The organism is Nocardia sp. NPDC058666, from assembly GCF_042714895.1.
GTDB lineage: Bacteria > Actinomycetota > Actinomycetes > Mycobacteriales > Mycobacteriaceae > Nocardia.
Genome location: NZ_JBHXRY010000068.1, coordinates 1 through 1560 on the forward strand (window position 1 = coordinate 1; position 1560 = coordinate 1560).

General features: G+C 61.8%; 2 protein-coding genes. Both read right to left on the bottom strand.

Features of this window, described 5'->3' with window-relative positions; genetic code table 11:
* Positions 1 to 28 precede the first annotated feature (28 nt).
* Positions 29 to 997: a transposase gene (locus ACFWVD_RS28490; protein ID WP_379247971.1), complete on the bottom strand. Its 969-nt coding sequence runs from the start codon at positions 995 to 997 to the stop codon at positions 29 to 31.
* Positions 998 to 1038: 41 nt separating this feature from the next.
* Positions 1039 to 1482, bottom strand: coding sequence for a transposase (locus ACFWVD_RS28495; protein WP_379247973.1), 444 nt, complete (start codon positions 1480 to 1482; stop codon positions 1039 to 1041).
* Positions 1483 to 1560 lie beyond the last annotated feature (78 nt).

Genomic DNA, 1560 nt, shown 5'->3' on the forward strand with positions numbered 1-1560 from the left:
CGGAATCTGTCAATCCTGATGAGACAGGTCAGGCTGCCTGTTCTGTGTCGGTGTTCTCCTTCGGAGGTGGGTTGATCCAGGCCGTTTCGGGCAGCACCGGCGGTATCGGCATAGTCCGAAACCGGGCAGGGTTAGCCGCGTAGGCCGCAGTGAGGACCTCGCCGCGGCGACAGCGGACTTGCACAGCGGTGCCGTCGTGGACCGACGCCGGGGTATGTAACCCGATCCCGCTATGACGGTGCTCGGTGTTGTAGTAATGAAAGAACTTGTCGCAGAACCACTTCGCGTCTGCGGGGGAAGCGAACCGGTCCGGGAACGCGGGACAATACTTCAACGTTTTGAACCCGGCCTCGGAGAACGGGTTGTCGTTGCTGACATGCGGACGCGACAAACTACGGGTGATACCCAGATCGACCAACAGCTGGGCCACGTTCTTGCTGGTCATCGAGGGTCCGTTGTCTGAATGCACGTGCGTGGGGACCACGCCGTTGTTCGCGGCGAACGCTTCCCGCATGAACGCCTGTGCCGCGAGCCCGGACTCGGGCACGAGTTTGTGGTGAATGACCTTGCGGGAGAAGATATCTAACATCACCATCAGGTCGTAATAGACGCCTTTGTGTGGTCCTTTCAGCTTGGTGATGTCCCAACTGAACACCTGGTTGGGTCCGGTCGCGACGAGTTCTGGGCGTGCCCGAGGTGGATGGGTGGCCTGACGTCGGCGTTCACGGACCCCTCCGGTGGCGCGTAGCAGCCGATACATCGTGGACACCGAGCACAGGTAGCGGCCTTCATCGAGCAGGACCGCCCACACGTGTGCGGGGGATTTATCGACGAACCGGTCCTCACGCAACACCGCCAGGACTTGGTGGCGTTCGTGTTCGGTTAACGCGCCCGGATGCGACGCTACCGCCCGGTCAGGGCGGGCCGGTGGCGGTTTCGGGTGTTGTTGGCGGTGGTGGGTGGCACGGGATTTGCCGGTCAGCCGGCATGCGGCCACGACACCGACCAGCGGCGACAGGTCAGCGATAGCGGTATTGATCAGGGGGTCTGCTTGGTGTCGTTGCCCGAGTTGTTGGACAGCAGCTCCAAGAACTCGGCAAGTTTTCCCAGGACCTCGTTGGCCTGTTTAGCTTTGGCCAGCTCAGCGACCAATCGTTGGTTATCGGCCTCGAGTTTCTCGGCGCGCCGCTCTGACTCTGACTTCGCCGGTTTGGGTCCAGGTCGCTTGGGCGACAACGTCTTTGACAACCCTGCATCTCGAGCGCGGGTCCAGTCCAGGATGTGGGAGTGGTAGAGGCCTTCGCGGCGCAGTAACGCGCCTTTAGCGCCGGGCGCAGTCGCCTGTTCGTACTCGGCCACGATCGCCAGCTTGTATTCGGCGCTGAATGTGCGTCGTTTGGGTCGGTCGGCTCGGGGGCCCTTCTTCTTGCCTGCCACGCCACCATCATCGTTGGTGGTCAGGTCAGCGGTACTCAGTGTCACGCTCACAACGTCCGATCTCGCCCATGTCTACGGGAAACTACACGGTCGCCGTGTCTCATCCGAGTCTGACAGATAGGG